This is a genomic window from Leptospira jelokensis, from assembly GCF_004769635.1.
Taxonomy (GTDB): Bacteria; Spirochaetota; Leptospiria; order Leptospirales; family Leptospiraceae; genus Leptospira_A; species Leptospira_A jelokensis.
The window spans coordinates 581797-602897 of the sequence record NZ_RQGH01000026.1 but is presented as its reverse complement, the minus strand read 5'-3'; the positions used below and the strand labels follow the sequence as shown (position 1 = coordinate 602897).

21 protein-coding genes and 1 pseudogene are annotated in these 21101 nt (G+C 36.5%); 12 read left to right on the top strand and 10 right to left on the bottom strand.

The window, feature by feature from the left end; genetic code table 11:
• The first annotated feature begins 85 nt into the window (after positions 1–85).
• Together EHQ62_RS12800 and EHQ62_RS12795 are read left to right on the top strand one after the other, a co-directional pair.
• Entirely contained in the window at positions 86–1495 is a 1410-nt protein-coding gene (locus EHQ62_RS12800; protein ID WP_135643331.1) for an anthranilate synthase component I family protein, read from the top strand.
• 10 nt (positions 1496–1505) lie between these two features.
• Complete coding sequence (locus tag EHQ62_RS12795) at positions 1506–2111, top strand: anthranilate synthase component II (RefSeq protein ID WP_135643329.1); 606 nt, start codon at positions 1506–1508, stop codon at positions 2109–2111.
• A gap of 95 nt (positions 2112–2206) precedes the next feature.
• Here EHQ62_RS12795 and EHQ62_RS12790 read toward each other — a convergent pair whose 3' ends face one another.
• Positions 2207–3430 carry an LIC10025 family lipoprotein gene (locus EHQ62_RS12790; RefSeq protein WP_135643327.1) on the bottom strand — a complete coding sequence of 408 codons (1224 nt, stop codon included), beginning with the start codon at positions 3428–3430 and terminating at the stop codon, positions 2207–2209.
• Positions 3405–3884: a TlpA family protein disulfide reductase gene (locus EHQ62_RS12785; RefSeq protein WP_135643325.1), complete on the bottom strand. Its 480-nt coding sequence runs from the start codon at positions 3882–3884 to the stop codon at positions 3405–3407. Before EHQ62_RS12785 ends, EHQ62_RS12790 begins: the two co-directional genes overlap by 26 nt.
• On the opposite strand from EHQ62_RS12785, the gene EHQ62_RS12780 reads away from it, so the two are divergent.
• Entirely contained in the window at positions 3883–4749 is an 867-nt protein-coding gene (locus tag EHQ62_RS12780) for a DMAP1-binding domain-containing protein (protein ID WP_244241763.1), read from the top strand. The two genes, EHQ62_RS12785 and EHQ62_RS12780, sit on opposite strands and share 2 nt — an antisense overlap.
• On the opposite strand, the gene cysE is transcribed toward EHQ62_RS12780, so the two are convergent.
• Positions 4746–5465, bottom strand: a complete 720-nt coding sequence (cysE, locus tag EHQ62_RS12775) for a serine O-acetyltransferase (protein WP_135643323.1) — start codon at positions 5463–5465, stop codon at positions 4746–4748. The genes EHQ62_RS12780 and cysE overlap by 4 nt on opposite strands.
• Before the next feature lie 282 nt (positions 5466–5747).
• On the opposite strand from cysE, the gene EHQ62_RS12770 reads away from it, so the two are divergent.
• The 3 genes from EHQ62_RS12770 to EHQ62_RS12760 are packed head-to-tail and all read left to right on the top strand — an operon-like array spanning position 5748 to position 8840.
• Positions 5748–6677 carry a site-2 protease family protein gene (locus EHQ62_RS12770; protein WP_135643321.1) on the top strand — a complete coding sequence of 310 codons (930 nt, stop codon included), beginning with the start codon at positions 5748–5750 and terminating at the stop codon, positions 6675–6677.
• The gene (locus EHQ62_RS12765) at positions 6674–8071 is read left to right on the top strand and encodes an NHL repeat-containing protein (RefSeq protein ID WP_135643319.1); all 1398 of its coding nucleotides are present in this window, start codon (positions 6674–6676) and stop codon (positions 8069–8071) included. Before EHQ62_RS12770 ends, EHQ62_RS12765 begins: the two co-directional genes overlap by 4 nt.
• Positions 8072–8105: 34 nt before the next feature.
• Positions 8106–8840, top strand: a complete 735-nt coding sequence (locus EHQ62_RS12760; protein ID WP_244241762.1) for a hypothetical protein — start codon at positions 8106–8108, stop codon at positions 8838–8840.
• 30 nt (positions 8841–8870) lie between these two features.
• Here the strand turns inward: EHQ62_RS12760 and EHQ62_RS12755 are convergent, their stop codons facing one another.
• Entirely contained in the window at positions 8871–10064 is a 1194-nt protein-coding gene (locus tag EHQ62_RS12755) for a DegT/DnrJ/EryC1/StrS family aminotransferase (RefSeq protein WP_135643317.1), read from the bottom strand.
• A gap of 156 nt (positions 10065–10220) precedes the next feature.
• On the opposite strand from EHQ62_RS12755, the gene add reads away from it, so the two are divergent.
• Entirely contained in the window at positions 10221–11573 is a 1353-nt protein-coding gene (gene add / locus EHQ62_RS12750) for an adenosine deaminase (RefSeq protein ID WP_135643315.1), read from the top strand.
• Between the two features lie 9 nt (positions 11574–11582).
• Here the strand turns inward: add and EHQ62_RS12745 are convergent, their stop codons facing one another.
• From EHQ62_RS12745 to EHQ62_RS12735, 3 genes are read right to left on the bottom strand one after another with little or no spacing between them, the layout of a single operon-like run.
• A complete protein-coding gene (locus EHQ62_RS12745) occupies positions 11583–12095 on the bottom strand; it encodes a VOC family protein (RefSeq protein WP_135643313.1) in 513 nt (170 codons plus the stop codon).
• Positions 12096–12114: 19 nt separating this feature from the next.
• Positions 12115–12621 carry a hypothetical protein gene (locus EHQ62_RS12740; RefSeq protein WP_135643311.1) on the bottom strand — a complete coding sequence of 169 codons (507 nt, stop codon included), beginning with the start codon at positions 12619–12621 and terminating at the stop codon, positions 12115–12117.
• A 39-nt stretch (positions 12622–12660) separates the two neighbouring features.
• Positions 12661–13089, bottom strand: a complete 429-nt coding sequence (locus tag EHQ62_RS12735) for an ester cyclase (protein ID WP_135643309.1) — start codon at positions 13087–13089, stop codon at positions 12661–12663.
• Between the two features lie 212 nt (positions 13090–13301).
• Between EHQ62_RS12735 and ygiD the strand changes: the two genes are divergently transcribed.
• Positions 13302–14144: a 4,5-DOPA-extradiol-dioxygenase gene (gene ygiD, locus EHQ62_RS12730; protein WP_135643308.1), complete on the top strand. Its 843-nt coding sequence runs from the start codon at positions 13302–13304 to the stop codon at positions 14142–14144.
• A 43-nt stretch (positions 14145–14187) separates the two neighbouring features.
• A complete protein-coding gene (locus EHQ62_RS12725) occupies positions 14188–14838 on the top strand; it encodes an alpha/beta hydrolase (protein WP_135643306.1) in 651 nt (216 codons plus the stop codon).
• A 12-nt stretch (positions 14839–14850) separates the two neighbouring features.
• Here EHQ62_RS12725 and EHQ62_RS12720 read toward each other — a convergent pair whose 3' ends face one another.
• Positions 14851–15588 (bottom strand): class I SAM-dependent methyltransferase, encoded by a 738-nt coding sequence (locus EHQ62_RS12720; RefSeq protein WP_135643304.1) that lies wholly within the window; start codon positions 15586–15588, stop codon positions 14851–14853.
• 592 nt (positions 15589–16180) lie between these two features.
• Here EHQ62_RS12720 and EHQ62_RS12715 point away from each other — a divergent pair.
• Both EHQ62_RS12715 and EHQ62_RS12710 read left to right on the top strand, forming a co-directional pair.
• Positions 16181–16495: a nucleotidyltransferase family protein gene (locus EHQ62_RS12715; RefSeq protein ID WP_135643302.1), complete on the top strand. Its 315-nt coding sequence runs from the start codon at positions 16181–16183 to the stop codon at positions 16493–16495.
• Positions 16485–16835 (top strand): annotated as a pseudogene (locus EHQ62_RS12710) (HepT-like ribonuclease domain-containing protein). Before EHQ62_RS12715 ends, EHQ62_RS12710 begins: the two are co-directional and overlap by 11 nt.
• A 132-nt stretch (positions 16836–16967) precedes the next feature.
• Here the strand turns inward: EHQ62_RS12710 and purB are convergent.
• Complete coding sequence (purB, locus tag EHQ62_RS12705) at positions 16968–18272, bottom strand: adenylosuccinate lyase (RefSeq protein WP_135643299.1); 1305 nt, start codon at positions 18270–18272, stop codon at positions 16968–16970.
• Between the two features lie 108 nt (positions 18273–18380).
• On the opposite strand from purB, the gene EHQ62_RS12700 reads away from it, so the two are divergent.
• Positions 18381–19148: a glucose 1-dehydrogenase gene (locus EHQ62_RS12700; RefSeq protein ID WP_108960322.1), complete on the top strand. Its 768-nt coding sequence runs from the start codon at positions 18381–18383 to the stop codon at positions 19146–19148.
• Here the strand turns inward: EHQ62_RS12700 and EHQ62_RS12695 are convergent.
• The gene (locus EHQ62_RS12695; protein WP_135643297.1) at positions 19135–21099 is read right to left on the bottom strand and encodes a M23 family metallopeptidase; all 1965 of its coding nucleotides are present in this window, start codon (positions 21097–21099) and stop codon (positions 19135–19137) included. The two genes, EHQ62_RS12700 and EHQ62_RS12695, sit on opposite strands and share 14 nt — an antisense overlap.
• Between the last annotated feature and the right edge of the window lie 2 nt (positions 21100–21101).

The following is a 21101-nucleotide window of genomic DNA, read 5'->3' as shown; positions in this document are numbered from 1 at the left end:
AGGCAGGTTCCGGAATCCGGCTCCTGCCTTTTTTATTTCTAAATTTGATTCGAAATGAATCTTGGTAACAAACATTGAGTACATTATGAGCCAATCACTTCCGAAAATCTCCATTCCTAAAAAACCCAATTACACTTCCTTAAATTTACCGGAAGGGATCGAGTTTTGGGAACTCTTTCGGGTGATGGAAGAGAAATATGAAACCTGTTTCCTTTTAGAATCCGCTGGCGATAACCAATACGATTCGCGTTACTCTGTCATAGGTTTTGATCCATCCCATATCATTACTGGGGAACCAGGTGTTCTTGAAATTGATGGGAAACCATTCAAAGTGGAAAATCCATACTTTGCACTCCGTCAAATCACTGATTATAATTCGCTAAGTATCAGTTATGCGGGTGGACTCGTTGGATACTTGGGTTACCAAAGTATGCAGTTTTTTGAACCAAAATTAAAATTAACCCCCCACCCAGATTTCCCTGCGATGGTCTTTGGCATGTACTTAGATGGACTGATTTACGATAAATTTACGGGGGAATTGATTTACTTTGATAATGGAACGAACCGAATTGAAGTTGTAAAGTCTATCCTGAGTTCTCTTAACCCTTCCGTTTCCAAAAAACCTAAAGTAAAAGTGAAACTTTTAAAAGAAGGTTTATCCAAAGAAGTCCATAAAGAAATGGTGGAAGAGGCTTTGGAAGAAGTAAAAGCAGGCAATACCTTCCAATGCCAAATCGGCTTTGAAGAAACATACACTGTAGAAGGCAATCCACTTGCCATTTATGAAACCTTACGTGAAATCAATCCTTCACCTCACATGTATTATGTGAAATTTGGAAAACGAGTCATCCTTGGGGCAAGCCCTGAACTGCTTTTCCGTTTGAGACAAGGGGAAATGGAATCCTTTCCACTAGCAGGTACTACGAAACGAGGGAAGGACGCAAAAGAAGATACAACCTTAGCTCGTAAACTCCTAACAGATCCAAAAGAAATCGCGGAACACAATATGCTCATCGACTTACACCGAAATGACGTTGGTCGGGTTGCGAAATTCGGAACCGTGAAAGTTAGGCGAAGATTTGATATCAAACGTTTTTCCCATGTGCAACATATTTCGAGTGAAGTGGTTGGGATTCTTTCTTCAAAGGAAGATATGTTTTCTGGCTTGGCATCCTCTTTCCCTGCAGGAACTCTCTCCGGTGCTCCCAAAATTGAATCGATGAAAATCATTGAACGGATCGAAAAATCGCCCCGTGGTCCCTACGGAGGAGCCGTTGGAAGTTTTGGTCTGAATGGAGATTGTACATTTGCGATACCCATTCGAAGTTTTTTTGTTCATGATGGAAAGGGTTTTGTCCGCGCTTCAGGTGGTATTGTTTATGATTCGAAACCAGAAGACGAATACTTAGAAATCATCAATAAGATGGCATCCGTCCGAAAGGCATTGGATCTACACAAAGATCCTTCAGACAAGAAAGAAAAGGCAAAAGGATAGGGATGCAAATATGAAAGTTCTCATTTTAGATAATTATGATTCCTTTACTTATAATTTGTACCAAATCATCGGAGAGATTTTAGAAGAAAAGGAAACTCCATTTCGATTGGATGTGATCCGAAACGATGAAAAATCATTTTCGGAAATCAAAGAAGCTAACTACGATAAAATTATCATTTCTCCGGGTCCAGGCCACCCAGCAGACCCATCCTATTTTGGAGTCAGTGCTGACATTTTAAAAGAATTAGGAAAAACAACCCCAGTTTTAGGAATCTGTCTTGGCATGCAAGGAATGGCCACAGTGTTTGGTGGCGAAGTTGTGCGAGCTCAAGTTGCGATGCATGGAAAACTTTCACCGATTGAACACGACGGAAAAGGTGTATTCTTTGGATTAACACAAAATATCGAAATCATGCGATACCATTCACTTGTTGCAAAAGAAGATTCCTTACCAAATGAATTGGAAGTGACGGCTCGTGTCTCAGCGGGAGAAGGCAAAGGGGAAATTATGGGCCTTCGCCATAAATCCTTTAAAATAGAAGGGGTTCAATTCCATCCTGAATCATTTGGTTCCGAAGAAGGCAAAGAATTACTTCGTAATTTTATTTACCGTTAACCTATTGAATCGAATGGAGATGATTGGAAGAAAGCTCTTCCATCATTTTTTACGGCAAAAATATAACTTTTTGAATCGATATTTCAAATATGATTTTATTTCAAATCACCTAACATTGCTTCTTCCCAAGCGGCAAAAAAATCAAAGTCATTACTTGCTTTTTGAGAATCATCGTTCCCAAACAAAGAGAATTTTTTCCTTTTGATTTCATTATAGGTAGAAATTGTATTCACTTGACCTTGTTTTGTTTTTTGAAATTTTGCATGGATTTGGGAACCACCTCGGCCTTGTGTTCCATGGATGAGTAAAGTAAAAAAATCTTCAAAGTATTCATCCATGTTTCCTGGGATAAAGAAATTTACAAATCCTTGTGGGATTACATAGAAGAAGTTACCGTTGATTTCCTTTTTCCCAATCCTTACAAAATTTCCATGAAGTGTATCAGTATCTTTTTCCAAAATCGTTTTTAATCGGTATTCTAAATTTTCAATTTTCAATGTGATTCCAAACGATTTGATTTCGATATCTCCCAAAAAATGGATTTCTTTAGGGGAAAGAAAATAATCTTTCGGTGGATTTACAGGGAAATGGAAAATCAAAGTTTTACCATTGTTGGAGATTTTTAATTTATGAGATGGATTGGATTTATCCCATATTGTGATGTTCAGTTTGGATTTTTCCAAACGAGAGCCTGACCTTTGGTAAAATCCTGGAAACTTAGCTTTCGTTGTTTCATTGATGGTGAATTCTAATGTGTGCCATTCTGCAGTTTCTGTGACATGGCAATACATGACACTGCACAAGAATTGTAAATTTTTAGAATTGGATTTTAAATCTTGGTAGGCATTGTGATCATTGACAACGATTGCAAATTCGTTTAACCATTGGAAAAAATCCTTTGGTTGGAAACCGTTTAGTTTATGAATGATCCTACGTTCTACTGAATAAATTTCTTTTTCATCCCATGATTTTGGAGTGAACGTAACGTTCGCATAATAGTCGTATTGTTTTGGTTCTACTTCATACCAACGCATTGACCAGTTTTGATTTTGGTCCTTACGTCCCGTTAGGGTGACCATTGGGTATCCATCTGAATTTTTTAGTAGTTGGGATTCTGTATCCTCTGACAAGGAACCTGCTAATGCGGCCAAATGGACTTCGTTTTTAGCTGTTGATTTGATTGACTTTTGTAAATGGTCATACCCTGTCCAAAATTGGTATTGGTTTATATTTTGATGCATACATTGGTAAGAACCCAATGTAATCAAAATCAGAAGTAAAATAAAATGGATTTTAGATTTCTTTTTTGAGAATTTCATAAACTTCTTGGATGAGTGATTCCTCAATCTCTGATTTGTAAGTGGAGGATAATAGTTTGCCTGATTTGTTATAAATTCGGATGAAAACTTCTCCTTTCGATAAACCATTTGCCAATTGCCCTTTGCGATCTAATAATATGTTTTCGTATTGTTTGTGTTTAGACTCTTCTATATAGTCTTCTACCAATTTGTTTGATTCTTTTAGATCTAAGTACATCAAAAAATGGACTTTGTTACTATCTTTCCATAATAAATTTTGCATTTTCCAATAGAGTTTACGACCTTGTTTTCGGCAAACTTCTACATCGCGTAAAAAACATCCCATCAAAACAATGGGTTTTCCCTTTACGGAACTATCAGAATACGATTGCCCATATTGGTCCTTCATTTGAAATTGTGGAATGGAATCGGCTTCAAGTTTTGCGGAAAAACAAAAAAATGTTATTGCTACCATGAAAAAAATTCGAAGCACGAGAAAAAATATCTTCATCAATTCATTAACGGCAAGTTCAAAAATAACTTTTGTTTTGTTTTTTCTTTTTTATCTAATCAGTTGCCATCACTTCCAACAAAAAATTAAGTTGGTTGATTCCACTAGTTCCATTGCTTTTTTTGAAGTAGAAGAAGGAGATTGGAAAGAACTTTTTCCTCAATCTATATTACAATCAGAACCCAGTATGGAGCACTTAGGAGATTTGCCTAAAATTTTATCATCCATACAATACAAACGTGGTGTCCTTGCATATGAAGATTGGGACCAATTGGTTCCCGATTCCTATGTAACGGAAATTGATAAATTCGTTCAAAAAATTAAAAACCAACCAGAGAATAAGGTTTATCTTTGTAGTTATAAAATTGATGATCTTCTCTCACCAAATGTCAAAATTCTAAAAACAAGTTTTTATATTTTGGGAACAAAACATGGATTGGTCATTTTATTCCAAGAGATCAATACGAACATTAGTTTTCCGACGCAGTATGCATTCGAAGATTGGATTATTATCAAACCTACGAAAATCAAACCAATTTATAAACCTGAACTTTGGATCAAAAATAAAGATTCTATCAGTTTGTATAAGGAAAAAAATGAATCCAAAACATTGGTTTATGGAAATGTAATTGTTTATAAAGATTTCAATCTTTTACCAAATCCACCTCTGTATCGTTATCCGAAAGAGGAGGATGATTTACCAAAAGATTTGGAACAATGGAAGACGGTTCCAGAAAAATTGAAGGTATTGGAAGAAATGCGTAAAAATAAATTAATCACCGATGAAGAATACCAAAAGAAAAAAACTGAGTTGTTAAAAGAGTTTTAAATTCCATCCCCATGGATGAATTCCTGTAAAAACAAATCATCTTCTGGAGGTCCCCCCGTGTTGGATTTTTCCAATAATTGTTGTTTTTCGTACAATTTGTTGATGAGTTGTTGTTGGGTTTCAACCTTTTCTAATAAAACAGAAAATACTTTTGCAATTGGATCTGGCATTTGGTTGTGATCTAACATTTGTTCCATGCTATCAGAAGTTCCATCTCCTGCTTTTACCACCTTTCCAGGAATTCCAACTACCGTACAACCTGCTGGAACGTTTCGCATAACAACCGATCCAGCCCCTACCCTCACATGGTCTTCCACGGTGATGTTTCCTAAAATTTTTGCGCCTGCACCGATCACAACATTTTTACCGATTGTTGGGTGTCGTTTGCCAGACTCTTTCCCTGTTCCCCCTAAAGTGACACCTTGGAAAATGAGTGACCCTGTTCCAACGATGGCAGTCTCTCCGATGACGACACCCGCACCGTGGTCAATAAACACTCCAGGGGCAATTTTTGCTCCAGGATGGATGTCAATGCCTGTGAGGAACCGGCTTACATAGTTAAATAGTCTGGGAATGATGGGCAATCGAAGTCGGTAGAGGAGATGGGCTAATTTATGTAACCAAAGAGCGTGTAATCCTGGGTAACAGAGGATGATTTCTAAGTAGGATTTTGCCGCTGGGTCAAATTTTTTAATGATTTTTATATTTTCAAACATCGATTTGTTGGGAAAAGGATCTATCCTTAGACAGTTCTATGGCTCCTGAATGCTAGTGGAACTATATTTTTAATGGAACAAACAGCTAATGTGTTCCTTTGGTTATTTTCGTTCCGGATTCCAATCAATTTAGGAATCATGAGACGTAAATTTACAAAATTTTGAAACTTCCAGTCACCTTCCTTCCAATCCAAGAAAGGAAACTTGGATTTAGAATCTAATTGATTCTTTTCCATATTTTGATCAAATGAATCATAAAATTATTTTCTAGGTTGTATGACTTTGGAATCCAATAAAACGACACATATATTGTTATTCTTTTTCACATTTTTAACGCTTACATATTCAGATATTTTTTTAAATCCAGAAGTACCTCAAACATTAGAGAATTATAAATTATATTTCTTTGAAAATTGGCCCTATTCAGTATCCCTTTTATTCATTTTATTGGCACACGAAATGGGACATTACCTTCCTGCACGTTATTATGGAGTGAGGGCATCTCTACCATACTTCATTCCATTACCTTTTGGTCCTATTGGAACGATGGGTGCTGTCATTAAAATCAAAGACCAGATTCCAGATAAAAAAGTTTTGTTTGATATAGGAATAGGAGGGCCAGCTGCCAGTTTGGTATTGTCAGTAATTGCATGGACGATTGGAATTTCACTCTCAAAGGTAATTGAGATCCCAAGTAATTTTGATCGTTCTGGTTTCTTATTTTTTGGAGATAGTACTTTCACTTACCTTTCCACTCAATGGATCCTTGGACCGATTGATTTTATGTCGATGGATATCCAAGCGCATCCATTAGCAAAAGCAGGTTGGGTGGGATTACTCATCACAGCGATTAATTTATTACCATTTGGCCAATTAGATGGTGGCCATGTTATTTATTCTATGTTTGGCGAATCATATCGAAAATGGATTCATATTTTATTTGGTCTATTTTTGATTTTTACCTTAATCCATTTCACTTGGTTGATTTGGGGGTTTTTGATTTATTATGTATTACGAGTGGAACATCCTTTTATCCGAGATGCTGTGAATGGAATTGGTAGGACTCGATTTTTGTTTGGAATTTTGATATTAGTATCTTTCCTAATTATTTTTGTTCCAAAACCAATCATCCTTGGATCTGAATTGGATAATCCTACTTTACTCGATGATGTCTTTCGTCTGATAGTAAAGACAGTAGGATTAAGCGAATGAAACGATTTTTGATTTTAATATTGCTATTTACATGTTCGATATTGGCACAAGAGAGTAAGGAATACAAACTTTCGGATAAAGCATACGGGCTTGCTTGGGATGGCGTAAACTTCTGGTACATCGATACAAACCGTCGAGCAATCATTAAAATTAACGAAATTGGAGAACAAGAAATCTATAATCTTGGATTGGCGAACTTACGAGGAATTAGTTTTGATTCGCGTGAAGGGAAAATTTTAGTAGTGGCTCCAAAACAAATTTTGAAATTAGATCCAAATTCAGGTGGGATTACCGATAAAATTTCAATTCCTTTAGCGAACGTTGCAGGTATTGCGAGCGTTGGAAACTACTATTACATCTTAGATCTAGATTCTGGAAAAGTGCAAATTTATGACCAATCCACCTCACTTTTGATAGGTGGTTTTTTTACAGATAGAACGAGACCTCGAGATATTTGTTATGGTAGAGACTCCCTTTGGATTTCAGATTCTGCTGATAACAGCATATACCGTTATGATACAAAAACGGGAAAAATCACAGGATCAATTAAAACGAATTTACGTTCGGTAAGAGGAGTACTTTTAAGTGGGTCCAAACTTTGGGTTGTAGACCGAGAAAATAAAGAAATCAAAAACATTCCCTTCATCGAAACAGAACGATTCATTGCATCTGGTGAAGAAGAATTTAACTTAGAAGTGACTTTGAAATTTAAATTGGATTCCGTTTCCTTGTCTAAAGCACAAATTGCGATTTTGCACCCACCTTCGAATGAACAACAAAGGATTCGTGGAGTAAAGTTTACTGATACTTCCTACTCACCTTCCTTTATCCAGAGGAATCGAGTTCATTTAAAAAAATTATCAATTGAAGATTTGCCAGGGGAACAAGTTGTAAAATATAAATTTTCCTCCAAAAACCAATTCATCAAATATTACGTAACCGATGATTATTTGGACAAAGAAGCGGCTTATCCAAATGATGTTGTTTCATTTTATGAAAAACCTAAAGAAGATATCAAGTTAACAGCGAGGGACTATTTAGATTTAATTTACCAAGCAAGACAAACTAGTATTAGTTTTTCAGATTTTAAAGAAAATATGAAAACAAATGGTATTCCCGTACAATCCTTTCGTATGATTCGATTTGAAAAAGGAAAACCAAAATCAATTGTTGATTCTTTGTCTGTATTTTTATTGGGTTATGGTTGGATACCCATCGCGGATTTGGGTTTAGGTAGTAATACCGACAAACGTTACTTTGAAAAAAAAGAAACAGATCTTATTTTATACCAAAGTTTGAATTTAAAAAATTCAATTTCACCAGTTTACTTTCGTAAAGATGCGAATTCGGAATGGGAGAATTTGCCTGCAGAAATTACTTATAAAATTAAGTAAATTTTTCTTACTGTTATTCCTTTCGTGTTCGGGATTGCAACCTTCGTTTCAATTTCTGACGAAAGGAAAAATAGCAGAAAGGGAAGAACGATTTAAATCTCTTGTGGAATCAACTTGGATCCAATTTCCAAAAATTGGTTTGTACTGTGAAAAGGAGGTTTCTTATCATAAACTATTTTGTAAGTTACAAACTGTAATCAGCTTACCTAAACTTGCAGAATATCTTGGAATACCTATCTTTATTTCTGGTCCCCATTCCAAGTATTATTTGGAACGTAATGACCAATCTGATTTTGGCCATTACAATCCAGAATTTCCTAAGAAATTAAGGGATTATTTACTTCCAGCAAAACAGAACCCAAAGTTATTACAAATTACAAAACCTATTTATGAAGAGTGGATCAAACAAACTGCACGGGATTTTTTTATCATCTATCAAAAATTAGATTCAAATCCTAATTTTTTTCGAAAAGAAGCAGATCGTTATATAATGTTAGTGGAAGAAGGGAGACTTGATCCATTTTACTTTGATCGATTCATTTTATTTTTATACCCCGCATATACTGACAACGAAGATCCAGAAGAGTCTTCCAAATTTAAGGTATTTGGTGGCGATGAAGTGATGGATGCTCAAATTGTCAAAGAATTGGTGGGCTTTTGGATCCGAAGAAAAGCGGATGGCACAGATCTGGAATTTATTTCAGGTCTTGTTGCATTGCTAAATTTATATGATCCGGAATTTTTGGAATTCCGAACCAATAGTAAATAAAGATTCTACATTTAAGCTAAGTAATGACCGTTATGCGAGTAGTTCCTTCATTGCATCAATGACATCTTTTTCATCTGTTTTAGTCATTCCTGCAAATAAAGGTAGCGAAACAGATCTGTCATACATCAAACAAGCATTTGGATAATCTTTTCTGTTGAAGCCGTAAGTCTTTTTATAATAGGGGTGTTCAAAAATCGGAATGAAGTGTAAACTAGTTCCAATGTTTCGTTCTTTTAATTCTTCTACCAAGGTATCACGGCCAATTTTTGCAATTTTTGGATCAATTTCTATCCGATACAAATGCCAACTATGAATTCCATTTGCATCTTCTTTGGGTAGTTTGACTCCCTTTAAACCAGAAAATTCGACATTATAATGTTTGGCGATTTCTGTCCTTCTTTCCCAAAAGCCATGTGATTCTTTTAGTTGGACCACTCCAAGTGCTGCCGCAATGTCCGTCATATTGTACTTATAACCTGCATCCACCACTTCATAATACCAACCTGGTCGATTGAATGCATCGCGGTTGATTCCATGGAGGCGCATCCTACGAATGCGATCCGCAAATTCTTTATGAGAGGTTGTGATCATTCCCCCTTCACCTGTCGTGATGCCTTTGGTTGCATAAAAACTAAATACTGTAAAATCTCCCCAAGTCCCAATCATTTTGTTTTTGTGAACTGCGGGGAAGGCGTGGGCTGCATCTTCAATTACATAGAGGTTGTATTTTTTTGCAATGCTGAGAATGGCTTCCATATCACAGGTATAACCAGCGAGGTGGACAGGTAGGATAGCCTTGATTTGTTTTCCAGTTTTTTTACTGGTGAGTTCTTTTCCGTTCCATTTGCATTTTCCACTGATGGTTGCTTCTAATGTTTCCGGAGTCATGAGGTTGTGGATGGGGTCAACATCCGTAAGAATTGGTTCGGCACCGAAGTAACAAATCACTTCCGCTGTGGCAGTAAAGGTGATGGCACTTGTGATTGCTGCATCGTTTGCAGTCAATCCAATCGCTTCCAAGGCTAAATGTAGGCCTGCGGTTGCAGAATTTACAGCAATGGTTTCTTTACTTCCGACAAAGTCACCAAACTCCATCTCAAACTGTTTTACTTTTGGACCTGAGGTCACCCAACCTGATCGGAGGACTTGGGCCACTTCTTCTATTGCATCTTCCGAAATCGAAGGAAGGGCAAACGGTAGGAAAGTTTTTCGAGATGTGAGCATATTCATTTATACGACATAATTCGGAAAAAATTTCCAGTCTTTTCCGCTCCCAAACTTCCTATCGACGGGATTTTTCAAAGCTAAATAGGGATTTTCACCTAAGGTTTAAAAATCTACTTGTAGGCACCCATCAAATTCGGCATTCTTTCCTGGAACATGGAAGTTCCTTTTTCTGAAATCCTAAGCCGAATTGCTGTCATTGACCGTGACATTGCGGAATTAAACCGACTCAAAAGTCGATTGCCAGCTGACAGACCCTATTCGCCGACCATCCAGCTAACCTTTGATAAACAAATCAACACCCTCTTAAATGAAAGGGTTTCACTGATGGAATTGCCTATCCTCCATCCACCACTTTGGTTATTGCCAAAAGAGGGAGAGGAAAGTTCAGAACAAGTTTCTATACTGAAAGAGAGAAAGTCATTACTTGCAGGAGATCTTTCTCTTGCCCATCCAAACGAACAGGATGTAATCAATTTTATCCGTGAAATTCCAAAAACAGAAGTCCATTTACACTTAGAAGCTTGTGTGAATAAGGAAACTTTGAAGTTTTTGTACAAAAAAAATGGAATCGAAGTCACAGACCAAGAATTCGAAGATAAGTATAATTTTAAGGACCTAAATGGTTTCATCCAAGTTTTCTTTTTTGTGCAAGGATCTGTTAAAGAAGCATCCGACTTGGGATACTTTATTGATAGTTTAGCAGACTATTTGCGATCCAATCACATTGTCTATTGTGAAGCCTTCTTTGCTCCATCAAAGTTCATCCAAAATGGATTGGATTTTGATGAAATGGTTGAAGTGATGGTGAATCGCATTCGCCAAATCGAAGTGAAAGATGGAATCTCAATACGATTGCTTGTCGACGTTTCTAGGTCATTTGGTCCTGAAAACGCTATGAATAACCTAAAACGAGTATTAGGTTTAAAACACAAAGAAGTGATTGGTATTGGACTTGGTGGGGCTGAACTTATGGGTCCTGCAAAAGATTACGCTGAAGTTTTTAAAATTGCACGTGAATCTGGATTAAGATGTGTTGCTCACTCCGGAGAAGATGATGGACCTTGGGCAATATGGGATGCAGTGAACTTATGTAAGGCGGAACGAATCGGGCATGGAACTTCTGCGATCCAAGACCCTGAACTGGTTCGTTATATGAAGGAAAATAAAATTCCGATCGAAATCTGTGTCACATCGAATGTTTTCACAGGAAAGTATGTTCGAAAAGAACAAAACCATCCTGTTCGATACTACTATGACCAAGGATTGATGCTTTGTATCAATACAGATGATCCGGATATTTTTAATGTAAATTTAACATACGAATATTTTAAATTGTATCGATTCTTAGATTTTTCCATCGATGAGATCATTGATTTGGTTAGACAAGGTGTGCTTTGTACCTTCCATCCAGAAAAAGAATCTCTTTGGAAATCCATGGAAGAAAAAATCGATCAAATCAAAGTGAAATACAATTTAAATACAGAAAAACAAGTGGCTCCAGTTTAATCGCTGGTGTTACTTGATAGCTTCTTTCAACACATTGATTTCAATCTTACGCATTTTTAACATGGCTTGTGTTGCCTTCTCACGTTTGATTGGATCCTTGTGAGAGATCAGCTCTAATAAAAGATTTGGTGTGATTTGCCAAACCATACCAAATTTATCTTCTAGCCAACCACACATCAATTCTTTGCCACCCGCGGACAATGCATTCCAATAGTGATCTACTTCTTTTTGAGTTTCTACATGGATCATAAAGGATACACCCCAAGAAAATTTAAATTCAGGACCACCGTTGTATGCAGAAAATCTTTGTCCATTCAATTCAAACTCAGCTTGCATGGGATTCACTGAAATGATTTTACATTGTTTGAAAACACTTGCATAAAATTTGGTCACTTCTTCCAAGTTTGTATTGAACATTAAAAAGGGTGTGATGGGATTTGAATTTTTTGATACTGAAGTTACTTTGTTGTTTGGTGACTTCTTTTTTGCGATTGTTTTGTTTTTCTTTTTGGGTGCTACCATCGGGTTTTCCTTCTATTGTTTAATCTTCGTTCTCTTCATCTTGTTTTGGTAAGTAATCAGCAAATGGTGATTTGTATTTTTTCACATCTTTGCATATAAGTGTTGCGACAAAGATGCCAAAATTGGATTCACTTACCATTCTAGCGCGAAAGTGATCACAGTTAAAATATTCAATATCTTTGGAACAACGATCAATATCTTCCGATTTGTATTGATAATCCATACTAAAAACTTCAAAACGAGAAATGAGGTGGACCATGAGAAACAAAGCGTTGTTTGTTTCTGTCGAAAGGCTCCTACGCCATGGATCAGGATTGGTATCCCTTTCATTGTAAGTGTAATTGAGTGATCCACAACTATTGAGTTTGGCAAGAATTCTACTCGTGACCCTTTTGTTGGCTTCAGTCCCAGAAATAAATTCTGAACCGATGGCTAAATAGTTACAACTTATATTTCCAATTCCCATCCACAGGAGTAAAATTCTAATAAAGAAATATTTAATATGTTGCACGTGAGATGAATTCAATGTGTTTTTCCTTTAAGATTTTGGTTAAAAAAAAATCTTTCATTTTTGTTGTGATCGAAGTGATGATTTCTTTTTAGTTTTTGGAAGTAATGCTCCCAAAAATTCACTTGAAATCCATTCTTCCTCAATTTTTGATCCATTAAATTTGGATACGATCATTTCTTCCCATTTGATTGATTTTCCCACATTTTGATTTTGAAGGGCAGAAGATTTTATTTTTCCTTTTAAAGTGCGTTTCCATACGACTGTATCATCTGTTTCATGTATGAATTCCAAATTTACGATTTTTAAATCGGACAAAAATGAATTTAAATTTTGAATCCATTGGCTTACGATCTTAAGGCCGTTATAGGTTTTGTTAGAAGTGTGAGCGATATACCTAGAAGAAAAATATTCAGGAATCACTTTCGTTTTTGGATTGGATAAAAGTTCATGTAAGATCGCAGTAATCCGTTGTTTATGATCCATATTTTACCGTTTCCAAAAAATCAATCTTAGGTGAACAAAATGTAACCCGAATACAATGTAAAAATAGATACATTGGATTTCGATTTGGAAATCAGAAAAAGAAGAAATTGGGAAAATTTGTTTTCCAAAGACCAAATTAGATTGACAATAAATAGTTTGATATTAAACTATATCCAAGAGGAGAGATTGGGCATTTCTGCCTGAGAAGCCATATGAACCAAAATGAATTGAATATAGAAAGGAACGAAAATGGCGGAAAACGAGTGTATCCATCCCTTTTTTTGGGACATGGTAGCCCTATGAATGCCATCGAGGAAAATGAATTTGTTGAGGGCCTTCGTTCCTTAAATAAAACAATTCCTATACCAAAGGCTATCCTCGCGATTTCAGCACATTGGCTAACAAACGGAACTTTTGTAACGGCTATGGAGCATCCTCCCACCATACATGACTTTGGTGGATTTCCAAAGGCATTATTTGAAGTCCAATACCCTGCGCCTGGATCTCCTTCGTTAGCGAAAGAAATCCAAACATTAGTTAAATCACAATCGGTTCAGTTGGATTACGAATGGGGTCTTGACCATGGAACCTGGAGTGTTTTAAAACATATTTATCCGGAAGCAGACATACCTGTTGTACAATTGAGTATGGATTACAAACTTCCTCCAGAAAAACATTTGGAAATTGCAAGGGAACTTTTGCCTTTAAGAGAACAAGGCATTCTCATCATAGGAAGTGGTAATATTGTTCACAATTTAGGAATGGTGGCTTGGGACAGATTGAATGAAATCTATGGTTTTGACTGGGCTATGAAGGTTAACCAAAAGGTGAAGGATTGGATTATGAAAGGTGATACAGAATCATTAGTTCAGATCAGAACAAAAGGAAAGGAATTTCAATGGGCAATACCGACATCAGAACACTACCTTCCACTCTTATATACGATAGGGACTCAAATGGAAACAGATTCCATTTCGTTTTTCAATGACAAACCAGTTGCTGGTGCATTAACAATGACTTCGGTTCTTTTGGATCCGCAACCAATCTTTTCTTGAACAGAACTTTAAATTTCAATACAAAGGTATCAAAAGATTCAATATGAATTCACCCTTACTCTATTTGATTCGAAAACCAAAAGTAACGATCGACAATCCTCCTCTTTTGATTTTATTACATGGCGTAGGGAGTAATGAAAACGATTTATTTAGTCTTTCAGATTTTTTACCTGATTCTTTCATGATAGTATCTGTTAGGGGGCCGATCACTCTCGGTCGGGACAGATACGGTTGGTATGAAATTTCATTTTTAGGTGGAATTCCAAAAATTGATTCCGAACAACAAAAATCGAGTCATCAAATCATTTTAAAATTTATAGATTACCTAAAAACTAATTACCAATTCAATACCAAACAAATTTGGATCGGAGGATTCAGCCAAGGTGCCGTGATGTCTTATTCCGTTGGATTAGAACATCCCGATCTCATCAAAGGGATCATTGCCCTCAGTAGTCGGCTTTTGGACGAAACAAAAAATAATATTGTGATGGACCAGGAATCCAAAGGACAACGAATCTATATTGCCCATGGAACAAACGATACTGTGATTCCAGTCACATCTGCGAGGGCCTCAAAAGATTTTTTAGACAAAGTGGGATTTGTACCGATTTACAAAGAATATACGGAAGGGCATACCATCAGTAGAGAAATGTTAAAAGATTTAGTAGGTTGGTTAGAAAAGGAATTGGAATAACAAAAAATTTTTTTAAGTGACGTAGCCCATTCGTAACAATAGCGGAAAGGAAACTTTTATCTCTTTTTGATTTTCCCAAAATGGTTTGATCATTGATTGTAATTTGTATACTGGATTGATACCATTCTGTTTCGTGTAATGTTTCACTGCTGACCATGTATTAATATAACCAATCAATTGTTCTTCTGTCCAATTCATTTCGAATGAAAAATCAGGTGTTTTGATTTCCTCAAAGGGAAAAGGTATCATTTTATACTTTTCGTCGATGTACCTTCTTTCCTTGTCCCAAAAGCTTCCGATTGTATGTTGATAAAAATGATCAATGATATGATCCATGTCTTTTGAAGTTTCGATTCTACCGTATCCGATAGCAGCAATCACTGCATTCTTTTTTGCCGTTCTCTTCACTTCTTTATAAAACAATTCAAAATCAAACCAATGGATTGCTTGTGCAATTGTGATACAATCGAAGCTGTTTTCCGCAAAATTGGTTCTTTCGGCTGGTTGTAAAGAATACTCAATGTTCTCCAATTGGAATGCATGTTTTAATTGGGCATCACTGATGTCCGTTGCATAAACTTTCGTAAACATTTTTGAAAGTTGGTAAGCAACTTGTCCATTACCTGTTCCACAGTCCCATGCTATATTTTTACTTGTTAAAGTTGAATCTAAAAATTTGAAAAAATCATTTGGGTAATGAGGTCTATACTTGGCATAGAGTTCAGATTGGGATGAGAAATTATCTTTCATAACTCAAACATTTAATATCAAAAAAGAAAATCTTCAATTCGAAAATATTGCAAACTTATCAAGGATTTACGATTCGCGACCAGTGAGTAAATTCGTATTCATACAGTTATGTCTCGGAGAAGCAAATTGGATCATTAAAACAATCGATTTAAAACATTGGAATTGGTTTTGCTTAAAAATTAAAATGCATCTATTTCCAAGAGTTTTCAAATGAATTTCAATCAACTATTTATATTTGTCAAAAGTTCGAATGTGAAAATAATTTCTATACGCATAACATCCCTGAAGTAAGTCACGATTATAATTGCATTGTCATTATAATCAGAAGCACGTAAATTTATTTGTATTGTTTATCTTAAATTGTATTTCCAGCGGAATTGACATGGATTGATTACCGAACTACAGATATTATCCAAGATAGTAATTGAGATAATAAACGAATTACGTATGTTGTCCGAGCTATACGTAATCGCTTAGAACTATATCTCAAAAAATGAGGAATAGATTAACACTCCGGGAATATCAAAAAAAACAATAAAAATAGTCATTTTCAATTGCTTGACTTTTATAGAAAATTGCCAAAATTTGAGATATGACGACCGTCAATTTCTTAGATGCTAATTCGATTCAAAACTCCTTAAAAAAATGCAAACAGGAGCTCGATTTACTAGGTGTTGAAACAATCCACCTTTTTGGATCAGTCGCTAGAAATCAAGCAAAGCTAAATAGTGATATTGACTTCCTTGTAAAGTTTAAACCTGGGATGAAAAATTTTGATAATTACATTAATCTAATATTTCTACTAGAAGATCTTTTTAAGGTAAAAGTTGATCTAATGACTGCTGACTCTATTTCGGGGTCAATCAAAAACTCTGTTGAAAGTGAGTCAGTTTTAATTGAAGTCTGATATTGATGATATTAAACATATTTATAACGAAATTTTGTTTATTAAAGATGAATTAGCAAAAACTGACGAAGCCTTATTTCTTAACAATAATGTGTTAAAAAGGGCCTTTATTAGAAGTATCGAAATTATCGGCGAAGCCTCTAACAAACTTTCCGATTCTTTTAAGAAAAAATATAATGAACCCGAATGGAGAAAATTCTCAGCCACTAGAAACCATTTAATCCATGGTTATTTTATTGTTGATTATGATATTGTTTGGGATCTCGTTAAAAATTAAATTCCAGTTCTGGGCATTCAAATTAAAGAAATCCTACAAAAAGAAAAAACGCTTTTCGATTAGATGCGTGACTACGCATAATAGCGTCTCGAAAATTTTGGGACGGTTTTGCAATCGTAAATGAAAAAGGGTTAGGTTTGAATTAAATCCAAAACCCAACCCTCAACATTATTTTAAAATATTTGAAGGAATATTTTAATCAGTGATTCCCAATCGTTTGAAGATGAGTGGGATTCTTTCTAAATAAGGTTTGATTTGGAAGATTTCATCCAAGTCAGAATCCATTAGGATCGCAGAACAACGTGGGTCTTGTTTCAAAAGGTCTCTAAGATTTTTGGATTGGTCTGCCCAAACTGCCATTGCATTTTCTTGGACGATTAGGTATGCATCTTCACGAGTGATACCACCTTTTTCGATTAGCCACAACAATACTTTCTGAGAGAAGATTAGACCTCGCGTTACATTTAACGTACGTTCAGTAGCATCAGGATATACGTGAAGTCCTTTTAAAACAAAATTCATTTTTTCTAAAATGTAATCGAGTGCAATCGTAGAATCAGGCAAAACGATTCGTTCCGCAGAGGAATGGGAGATATCCCGTTCGTGCCAAAGTCCGACGTTTTGTAATCCGACATTCACATTGGAGCGAATCACACGAGAGATACCCGAAATTCTTTCACAAACAACAGGGTTACGTTTATGCGGCATCGCAGATGAACCCTTTTGGCCCTTTGCGAATGGTTCTTCTACTTCGCGACCTTCTGTTTTTTGTAACAAACGAATTTCGGTTGCCATTCTGTCTAAGCTAGCCGCAACCACACCCAGTACTGACATATAATAAGCATGTCTGTCTCTGGAAATTACTTGTGTTGCAATTGGATCTACCGTTAATCCAAGTTTGGTTAATACATACTCTTCAATTTCTAAATCAATATTGGAATACGTTCCAACTGCTCCTGAAAGTTTTCCAACAGCAACTTGAGCGCGGGCATCTTTCATTCGTTCTAAGTTACGAGTCATCTCTGCGTAAAAAAGTGCAAATTTAAGACCAAGTGTCATCGGCTCGGCATGGATCCCATGTGATCTTCCAATACAAGGAAGGTCTTTGTACTCTTTTGCTTTTTGTTTCGTCGTCTCTAAAAGAGTTTCTGTTCGTTGGATGAGAAGGTCCATCGCTTGCACCATCTGCACACAAAGGGCAGTATCACCCACGTCACTAGAAGTAAGGCCGAAGTGAACATGACGGCCAGCTGGTCCTATATAAGAATTCAAATTGGTTAAATAAGCAATGACATCATGGTGCACTTTGGATTCGATTTCCAAAATTTCATCCACATTGAATTTTGCTTTTTGTTTGATGGTTTCGAGGTCTTCTTTTGGGACTTCTCCTCGATTGGCGCGAGCTTCACAGGCATAAATTTCAATATCTGTCCAAATTTTAAATTTGTTCTCTAATTCCCAAATGGCGGAAATTTCTGGATGGCTATAACGATCGATCATAAGGGCAGTCTTTCAGTGCAAACTTCTGCTTCAACTGGGAATTTTACGATTGCCGAACGATGTTCGAGTTTCAAGTTTAGAATCTAGTAATAAATCCTAGGGGGGCATATGTCCAAAGAATTCGAAGGAAAAGTAGCACTGGTAACGGGAGCTGCCTCTCCCATTGGTTTGGGAAGAGCTATCGCAAACCGAATCGCATCGCATGGTGCAAGTTTGGTGCTTGTTGATTTGAATCAGGAAAAAATTGAAGAAGCTGCAAGAGAAGTTGAAGCAAAATTTGGTGTGAAGGCAATCGGAGTTGCATGTAACGTAACAAAACCCGAAGATTGCGATGCAGCAATCAGCAAAACGAAAGAAGTTTTTGGAAAACTTGACTTTCTTGTGAACAATGCTGGCGTTTTGAAAGACAACCTTCTCATTCGTATGTCAGAACAAGAATACGACTTTGTTATGGATGTTAACTGCAAGGGTGTTTTCCTTATGACTAAGTCAGCAAGTAAACTCATCCTCAAATCTGATTCAGGAAGAATTGTGAATATCTCTTCTGTTTCAGGATTAACTGGGCAACCTGGACAAGCAAACTACTCCACTTCTAAAGCGGGAGTGATTGCTCTTACAAAAGTATCTGCCCGTGAATTTTCTGGTAGGAACGTACTCGTAAATGCAGTATGCCCAGGATATGTACAAACAGAAATGACAGGCACACTTTCCAAGGAAGTGCAAGAAAAGTTAACGGATCCTGCAGTCATCCCACTCAAACGTCCGGGAAAACAAGAAGAGATCGCATCTGCTGTTAAGTTTTTCTTAAGTAACGATGCATCCTACATTACTGGAACATACCTCCGCGTTGACGGTGGTGCGGCTATCGGGATGTAGACTTTTTATCCTTTGCCTTAGGTGCGATCGTGATGGGTTTTACCGCCTTTTGTACCTTAGGCGAAGATTGTTTTGATTTGGTTTCTTTTGCCGATTTTTTTTCATTCGGAGTTTCGATCACCTTTGTTTCGGTGACAATTTTTTTCTTCTCTTCTACAACCGGTGGTGCCTGAATTTCATAATCGTATCTAACTGTAGAACTCCAATTCCCAGCATAATCCCTTACACTTGCAAGAACAGTGTGTTTACCGGGTTCGTATAAAATTTCTGGTTCAAAAATTTCAAGGCGGCCGTCTTTTGGAAAAAATTCAGCCTTACCTGGAATTCCATCCACTGTGATATCAAATCCATCTGGCATAATCCCTGATCCAACATCAACAGCCTTGAGATACAAAGCAAAGTCCTCTCTTGGATAAACCGTTTTGTTCATCAATTCATGCAAATAAATGTTTGGTGGGGTTTGGTCAGATAATACCACAAACAATCCCGTTTTGCGCAGACGTACTTTGAAGAATTGGCCCCACGAACTAAAGGAAGATCCGTTGATTTTTTTTACATTCCCATCTGGTAAAACTTCATACAAGTCAGCCGAATTAATATCCTTTGTTTTTGGAACTTTGACATAAAGGTCATAACCTAAATTAAAATCTTTAAAATCGGGACCAATTTTATATACACTAGATAGTTGGTTCAGTCCTTGCGTGTTGATTTTGATTTGTTCTTGGGCTTCTATTTCAAAGAAAGCTTTTGAATACACTGCATTCACAGGAAAAAATAGTTCCACTTTCGTATCCTTTGATTTGAAAGTAGTATATCGATCATAATACACATTGTACTTCCATTCTTTGGTGACAATGTGGCTGTAATCCCCTTGGTCTTTTAAAACATAAAAGGAAGCGAGTGACATTTGTCCACCCATACCAGTGGCACGAATGGTTACTTCTTTAGGTTCACCCATTTTCATTTGTTCGCTATCCAATAGGCCTTGCTCACGACCATTACTCCGCATTCCAAGTAAATCATTTCCATCTCTTGTATGTAAATAATACGAAAAAGGATTTCCGTTTGGTTTACTGACGGAACTGTCATACAATAAAACATTTTTTCTTGTATGTTCTTTTAGGATCTTTGAAAGTTGGAAGCCTTGTAAAACATTATCACCAATTAACATATCTAAGGTGAATATACCTAAACGATTATTATTTGATTTTTGATGGATCGCAATCTGAATGCCAACTTTTCCTTGGATAAAAAGTGTTGGAGATTCTGATAATTCAAATCGATTACCGCTGGTTTCATAAAATGGTATTTCAATTGTTTCGTTTCGACCATTGATAAAGGTTCGTGGAGTTTGTGGTGTGATTCGCAAAGTATTAAATACAATTGGCTCTGCCGCATTGTATCCCAAACCAAAATGCATGGGATTATAGTAAATATTGTCTTTGAATAATTCAAAGTGTAAGTGAGGCGGACCAACACCAGTGTCTCCCGAGAAAGCGATTGTTTCCCCTGCATCCACTTCCACAGGTTCGGGAAGTGCAATGTCAAAATCGGTTCTGTCCTTAAACCTTCTTGCTTGTTTTGATTTTAAAATTTGTTTGACTACTTTTGGTGCAAATTTATGTAAATGCCCATAACGTGATGTCATACCATCATCATGTTGTAAAAATAACGCATAACCAATGCTAGTCCATCTTCGTTGGACTCGTGTAACTTTTCCTTTTGCCACTGCAAGGATGGGAACACCAATTTTTCCCCCAGTGGAAAAATCCTGACCCATGTGAAAATGACCTGTTCTGAATTCGCCAAAAGCTCCCGTAATGGAATCATGTCCTTTCACGGGCCATGTGTATGGATTTTTTAAAACAAATCCGGGTGGATAATCAGTGGATGATATTGCAAGGAGAGTGAAAAAACTAGGAATGAGGACTAATACGAGAAAACGCAACATCA